Genomic DNA, 6,353 nt, shown 5'->3' with positions numbered 1-6,353 from the left:
CGCAACAGACGGGACAGCATGGACGCCAAAGTCAGACCCACCGCGACCTTGACTCATATAGCGCATCGGGGGCTTTCAGACCACCCTTAAAGCGCCGCGGGAAGAGCTTTTTAGCTTCGTTTTTCCAGAGACTTAGCAGTCTGTTTACGTACTTCCGGGCAAGCCCGGAAATGGTCCCTACCAACCGCTCGCCAGCGCCCCCTTTTCGGGCCTTCAGGACGGGCCGAATACCACCTGATGCAGGATCCGTCCCGGCAACAGGGTGAACAGGCCGGCGACCACCAGCGCACCGAGAAACATGGAGATCATGATGCGCCTGTGCGTGCCGACCTGGTCGCGGTGCGCCTTCCGCACCGCGCGCGGAAGCATGACCAGCACGACGACGCGCGAGAGGCCCGCCTCGCAACTCCAGCTTGCGACGTCCTGGAACTATTTCTCAGAACGGGATGTCGTCATCCATGTCGCTGTTGCGCGCACCTGCCGCAACCGGGCGCCGTGGTGGCGCACTTGAGGGACCGCTGACGCCGAAATCGCCCGAGGGCTCATCCGCGAAGCCGCCGCCACCGCCTCCGCTGCGGCCATCGAGCATCGTCAGATTCGCATTAAAACCCTGCAGCACGACCTCGGTCGAATATTTCTCGACGCCGCTCTGGTCGGTCCATTTGCGGGTCTGCAACTGGCCCTCGATGTAGACCTTGGCGCCTTTCTTCAGATACTGCTCGGCCACCTTGGCGAGCCCTTCGCTGAAGATGACGACGCGATGCCACTCGGTCTTTTCCTTGCGCTCGCCGGTCGCCTTGTCGCGCCAGGTCTCCGACGTCGCCACGCTCAGATTGGCGATCGGCCGGCCATCCTGGGTCCGCCGGATCTCCGGATCCTTGCCGAGATTCCCGACCAGAATCACCTTGTTCACGCTTCCTGCCATCGCCACTCTCCGCACTTGAAATGACTTTTCGGCCGCCCGAATCGGGTCGTCGGCGGCAAAGTCCGGCTGGCCGAGGGCCGCCTTGCAAAAATCCTATACCCTGCCCGCCGCAACTCGCCGGCTCCGATCCGCGCTTATCCACATATAGCATCAGGGCGGGCAATGTTCCAGCTTTGTTCCGCATCACCCGCCATACCGCATGAACAATCCGTAAGGTTGTGGCATGTGACCCCGCGCGCGGAGCGCGTTTCGAAAACGGCACCCTCACAGGTCAAAAACCCGTGAAGTTCCATTATCTTATGTTAGCTCCACTTCCTCCGCGTGTGTTGCCGTTCGGAGACAATTTTGGGATCGTAATGAGGTATATTGATGCCTGAATTTGGATCGACGGGGCGGTCCCGTCCGAATTGAAGCGCTTCTGGGGACCAACGGAAGCGAAAAAGCCAAGCTGGAGATTGGGCAATGAAAAAGTTCTTATTGGGCTCTGCCGGTCTTGTTGCACTCGGCCTGTCGGCGCCCGCCTCTGCCGCGGATCTCGCGGCGCGCCCCTACACCAAGGCGCCCCCGCCTGTCGTCGCGGCCATCTATGACTGGAGCGGCTTCTACATCGGCGTGAACGGCGGCGGCGGTTCGGCGCATAAGTCCTGGGATTTTGTAGATCCGGCAACGGGTCTTCTGGTGGCGGAAGGATCCCATAACGCAACCGGCGCCACCGCCGGTGGTCAGATCGGCTATCGCTGGCAGGCGGCAAGTTGGGTGTTCGGCTTGGAAGCGCAGGGCAACTGGGCTGATTTCAGCGGCTCCAACATCAGTTTGTCGCAGGTCTCGGCCCTCACTGGGACCCCGACGCGCAACCGGTCGCGGATCGATGCATTCGGTCTGTTCACCGGCCAGATCGGCTACGCATGGAACAACGTGCTCCTTTACGTGAAGGGCGGCGGTGCTGTTGTGGGCGACAAATACGACGTCTTCGATGTGCCGACGGGCGCTCTGCTCGCGTCCGCGCGTGAAACGCGCTGGGGGAGTACTGTCGGTGCCGGTCTGGAGTTCGGCTTTTCGCCGAATTGGTCGGTTGGCGTCGAGTATGACCACCTGTTCATGGGCCGCCGTAACATCACCTTTACCGACGGCTTCACCGACCGCATTCGCCAGGACGCCGATATCGGCCTGGTCCGGCTCAACTATCGCTGGGGCGGACCGATGATGGCCAAGTACTGACCCCGGGGCAATCTGTAGGGAATAAAAGCGCTACATGCAAAAGGCCGGCCTCGTGGCGGCCTTTTGTCGACGCAATAGCGTGTCGAGCCACCTCGAAAGGCGCTTGCGGACCGCTGGGTTTCATTTCTGGAGCGGATGTTGCTTTTCGGTAACGGCAAGTTCCACGCCGGGAGGCTATAGATTTCAGCAATGATTGAGCGTTTGCAGTTGGGACGTGTGAACTGAGATCTACAGGCCGCGCTCCAGAATTTGGAACCGCGGAAAAGCTTAAGTGATGAAGAAGGTATTGCTTGGTGCTGTTGGACTGGTCGCGTTGGGCGTCGCGCCCGCGCGGCGCTGATCTGCCGGCCAGGGCCTACAGCAAGGCCCCTGCGGTGGTTTCCGCGATCTATGACTGGAGCGGTTTCTATCTCGGGCTCAATGCGGGCGGCGCGTCGAGCCATAATTGCTGGACCAACACCAACTCGCTCGGCCTCGCCACCATCCCGAACGCCGCGGAAGGCTGCCACAATGCCACCGGCGGCCTCGTCGGCGGGCAGCTCGGTTATCGCTGGCAGGCTGCCAACTGGGTTTTCGGCGTCGAGGCGAAGGGGGATTGGGCCAATCTGAAAGCCTCAAACCCATCGACTTTCATTGCAGGCACCACGAATCAGACGAAGGTGGACGCGGTCGGGCAGGTCACGGGCCAGCTCGGCTACGCCTGGAACACGGTGCTTTGGTACGTGAAGGGCGGCGCCGTGGTGACTGACAACAAGTATCAGGGCATCGCGACCGCCACCGCCGTCGTGACCGATCAGGCGACCGACACGCGCTGGGGCGGCGTCGTCGGCACCGGCGTCGAGGTGAGTTTTGCGCCGAACTGGTCGGTCGGCGTCGAATACGATCACATGTTCATGGGCAATCATAATGCAACGCTGAATACGACCGCACCGGCGCCCGGCGGCCTGTCGCGAATCGACGGCGTCAAGCAGGACGTCGACATGGGCTCGGTCCACGTCAATTACCGCTGGGGCGGCCCGGTCATCTCAAAATATTGATCGCGGCAAAAACGGCGAATTCGCCCCGAATTCGACAGGGTCGGCCTCGTGCCGGCCTTTTTTCGACACATCCGACAAATCTCCGGCGCCTTTCAGCCTCTGATGTTGCTCTTCGGTGACGGCATTGCAGCGCGAAGCAGACTATACGCGGCGCACAATCGTTGGCGTGGGAGCGCGTCGCGCCGTGCCAACGCAGAACGAGGATCGGAGAACCATAGAAGTGATGATGAAGAAGATTTTGCTGGGTAGCGTCGGTCTGGTCGTATTGAGCGTTGCGTCTGCGCAAGCTGCGGATTTGGCCGCGCGGCCCAGGGCCTACACCAAGGCGCCGGTGATGTCGCCGTTCTATGACTGGAGCGGCTTCTACATCGGTCTGAACGGCGGCGGCGGCTCCAGCCACAATTGCTGGAATCTCACCAACGTCAACGGCATCGCGACCGGCGGCGTGTCGGAAGGCTGCCATGACGCGACCGGCGCCGTCGTCGGCGGCCAGATCGGCTATCGCTGGCAGATGGCGAGTTGGGTGTTCGGCATCGAAGCGCAGGGCGATTGGGCGAATCTTAGCGGCTCGAACCTGAGCTCGCCTGCCGCGCTGACCGCAGCGGTCACCAACCAGACCAAGATCGATGCCTTCGGCCTGTTCACCGGCCAGATCGGCTACTCGTTCAACAACGTGCTGGTGTACGCGAAGGGCGGCGCCGCGGTGACCGACAGCAAGTACAGCGGCATCATCACCGCCAACGGCGCCGTGTTCGACCAGGTCACGCAGGCCCGCTGGGGCGGCGCGGTCGGTGCGGGCCTCGAAGTCGCCTTCGCACCGAACTGGTCGGTGGGCGTCGAGTACGATCACCTGTTCATGGGCAACAGCAGCATCAACTTCCCGGCCACCGCGCTTGCGAACACCCGCACCGACAACATCAAACAGGATGTCGACCTCGGCATGGTGCGCCTCAACTACCGTTTTGGCGGCCCGGTCGTCGCCAAGTACTGAAGTTCTGATTCGGGAGCCGACCGACGGATCGGCCAGCCCATCACAATCCGCGAAAGGCCGGCCCCTGCGCCGGCCTTTTTGTTGGCCAGGGATTGGCCGCAAGGCGGCGCTCCATGTGGCAGAATGTGTCCACTTTCGTCGCAACTGTGGCCGCCGGGTGACGGTATTTCGCAACCACGTGGGGTAAGTAGGTATTCGACCGCGCAAGCAGCCGCCCGGACATACCGGTCGGCTCAAGATTGAAACGAAGAGGAATTTGGGGACTGCAATGAAGAAAGTACTGCTGACGACCGTCGGCTTGGTTGCGTTGGGAATGACGCCGGCTCTCGCGGCTGATCTGCCGGCACGGGCTTACACCAAGGCGCCCGCCGTTGCGCCGCTTCCGACCTGGACCGGTTTCTACATCGGCGCCATGGGCGGCTGGGGCAAGGAGAATGCCGATAACGGGGCCATGAGCGGAGGCTTTGCCGGCGGCACGCTTGGATACAACTGGCAGACCGGCCCGGTCGTCTTCGGTGTCGAGGCCGACGCCGCCTGGTCGGACATCAAGGCGAACGCCGGCGTTCCCGGCTTCGTTACGGCGAGCGCCAAGATCCAGGATATGGGTACCGTTCGCGGCCGCATCGGCTACGCCTTCGACCAGGTTCTGGTGTATGGCACCGGCGGCTATGCCTGGGCAGATACGAAGCTCGGGGTGTCCGTGCTCGGAGTCTCCTTTTCCGACAGCAAGGTCCTCAGCGGCTGGACCGCTGGCGCCGGCATCGAGGCGATGTTTGCGCCCCATTGGTCGGTCAAGGGCGAGTATCTCTATCGCAGCTTCTCGGGCGGCACCTTTTTCTCCAACGTGATCGCCGGCGGCGTGTCGACGGGCACGCTCAACGTGAACAGCTTCCAGGTCGGCGTGAACTACCACTTCTGAGGTCTGGTTTCACCGACGTCAAACGACGAAAAGGCCGGCCTCGCGCCGGCCTTTTCGTTGTTGAATGCGCTCTGCTGACCGCTGCTGCCAGCCCGTCAACAAATCGTTGATGACCAGCCGGCCGCACTGGAAATATCGAATCGTTCTGCCTATGTTCGCAGGCTAAAACCCTCCGGATCAATCAGGCGCGGGCCGCCGCCGATGCGGCGCCTGATCAGCGAAATTCGACTGGGACGATCGACATGGATGAAGTGCTCAAGGCCAAGCAGCGCCAGCAGTCAGGAAATGCGAGCCTGCGCGCGATCACGATTCGCGGTGCGCGCGAGCACAATTTGAAAAACATCGACGTCGAGATTCCCCGCGACAAGCTGGTCGTGTTCACGGGGCTGTCCGGCTCCGGCAAATCCTCGCTCGCCTTCGACACGATCTATGCGGAGGGCCAGCGCCGCTACGTCGAATCGCTGTCGGCGTATGCGCGGCAGTTTCTGGAGATGATGCAGAAGCCGGACGTCGACCAGATCGACGGACTGTCGCCGGCGATCTCCATCGAGCAGAAGACGACGTCGAAGAATCCACGCTCTACCGTCGGCACCGTCACGGAGATCTACGACTACATGCGCCTGCTCTGGGCTCGCGTCGGCGTGCCCTATTCGCCCGCCACGGGGTTGCCGATCGAGAGCCAGACCGTGTCGCAGATGGTCGACCGCGTACTGGCGCTGGGCGAGGGCACGCGGCTCTATCTGCTCGCGCCGGTCGTGCGCGGCCGCAAGGGCGAGTACAAGAAGGAGCTCGCCGAGTATCTGAAAAAGGGTTTTCAGCGGGTCAAGATCGACGGCACCTTCTATGAGCTCGCCGAGGCGCCTGTTCTCGACAAGAAATTCCCGCATGACATCGATGTCGTGGTCGACCGCATCGTGGTGCGGCCTGACATTGGCCAGCGGCTCGCGGAGAGCTTTGAGACTGCGCTGAAGCTCGCCGAGGGACTCGCGGTGATCGAATATGCGGATGCGCCGGCGGCCTCCGCGCCTGCCGCCGACGAGAAGAAAAAGACCGCAAAGATCCACGATAAGAGCGGCCCCGAGCGCATCCTGTTTTCGGAAAAATTCGCCTGCCCGGTGTCCGGCTTCACGATTCCCGAGATCGAGCCGCGGCTGTTCTCCTTCAACAACCCCTATGGCGCCTGCCCGGAATGCGGTGGCCTCGGGGTCGAGCAGCATGTCGACGAGGATCTCGTGATTCCCGACAAGGAGCAGACCCTGAAGA

General features: G+C 62.1%; 5 protein-coding genes and 2 pseudogenes. 5 read left to right on the top strand and 2 right to left on the bottom strand.

Translation table 11 applies throughout. The annotated features are described in order from the left end of the window. Nucleotides 1-213: 213 nt before the first annotated feature. Nucleotides 214-378, bottom strand: coding sequence for a hypothetical protein (locus JOZ76_RS07385; protein ID WP_291697968.1), 165 nt, complete (start codon nt 376-378; stop codon nt 214-216). A gap of 58 nt (nt 379-436) precedes the next feature. Then, nucleotides 437-925, bottom strand: a complete 489-nt coding sequence (locus tag JOZ76_RS07380) for a single-stranded DNA-binding protein (RefSeq protein WP_291697967.1) — start codon at nt 923-925, stop codon at nt 437-439. A gap of 462 nt (nt 926-1,387) precedes the next feature. Between JOZ76_RS07380 and JOZ76_RS07375 the strand changes: the two genes are divergently transcribed. The 5 genes and pseudogenes from JOZ76_RS07375 to JOZ76_RS07355 all read left to right on the top strand — a co-directional run. Beyond that, nucleotides 1,388-2,143, top strand: coding sequence for an outer membrane protein (locus JOZ76_RS07375; RefSeq protein ID WP_291697966.1), 756 nt, complete (start codon nt 1,388-1,390; stop codon nt 2,141-2,143). 274 nt (nt 2,144-2,417) lie between these two features. Further along, nucleotides 2,418-3,180: pseudogene (locus JOZ76_RS07370) on the top strand (outer membrane protein). Between the two features lie 226 nt (nt 3,181-3,406). After that, nucleotides 3,407-4,171: an outer membrane protein gene (locus JOZ76_RS07365; RefSeq protein WP_291697965.1), complete on the top strand. Its 765-nt coding sequence runs from the start codon at nt 3,407-3,409 to the stop codon at nt 4,169-4,171. Between the two features lie 268 nt (nt 4,172-4,439). Then, the gene (locus JOZ76_RS07360) at nt 4,440-5,090 is read left to right on the top strand and encodes an outer membrane protein (RefSeq protein WP_291697964.1); all 651 of its coding nucleotides are present in this window, start codon (nt 4,440-4,442) and stop codon (nt 5,088-5,090) included. A 242-nt stretch (nt 5,091-5,332) separates the two neighbouring features. After that, nucleotides 5,333-6,353, top strand: a pseudogene (locus JOZ76_RS07355) (excinuclease ABC subunit UvrA); the annotation flags it as partial.

This window comes from Bradyrhizobium sp., from assembly GCF_019244115.1.
Taxonomy (GTDB): domain Bacteria; phylum Pseudomonadota; class Alphaproteobacteria; order Rhizobiales; family Xanthobacteraceae; genus Bradyrhizobium.
This window is presented reverse-complemented; position numbering and strand designations above follow the sequence as displayed.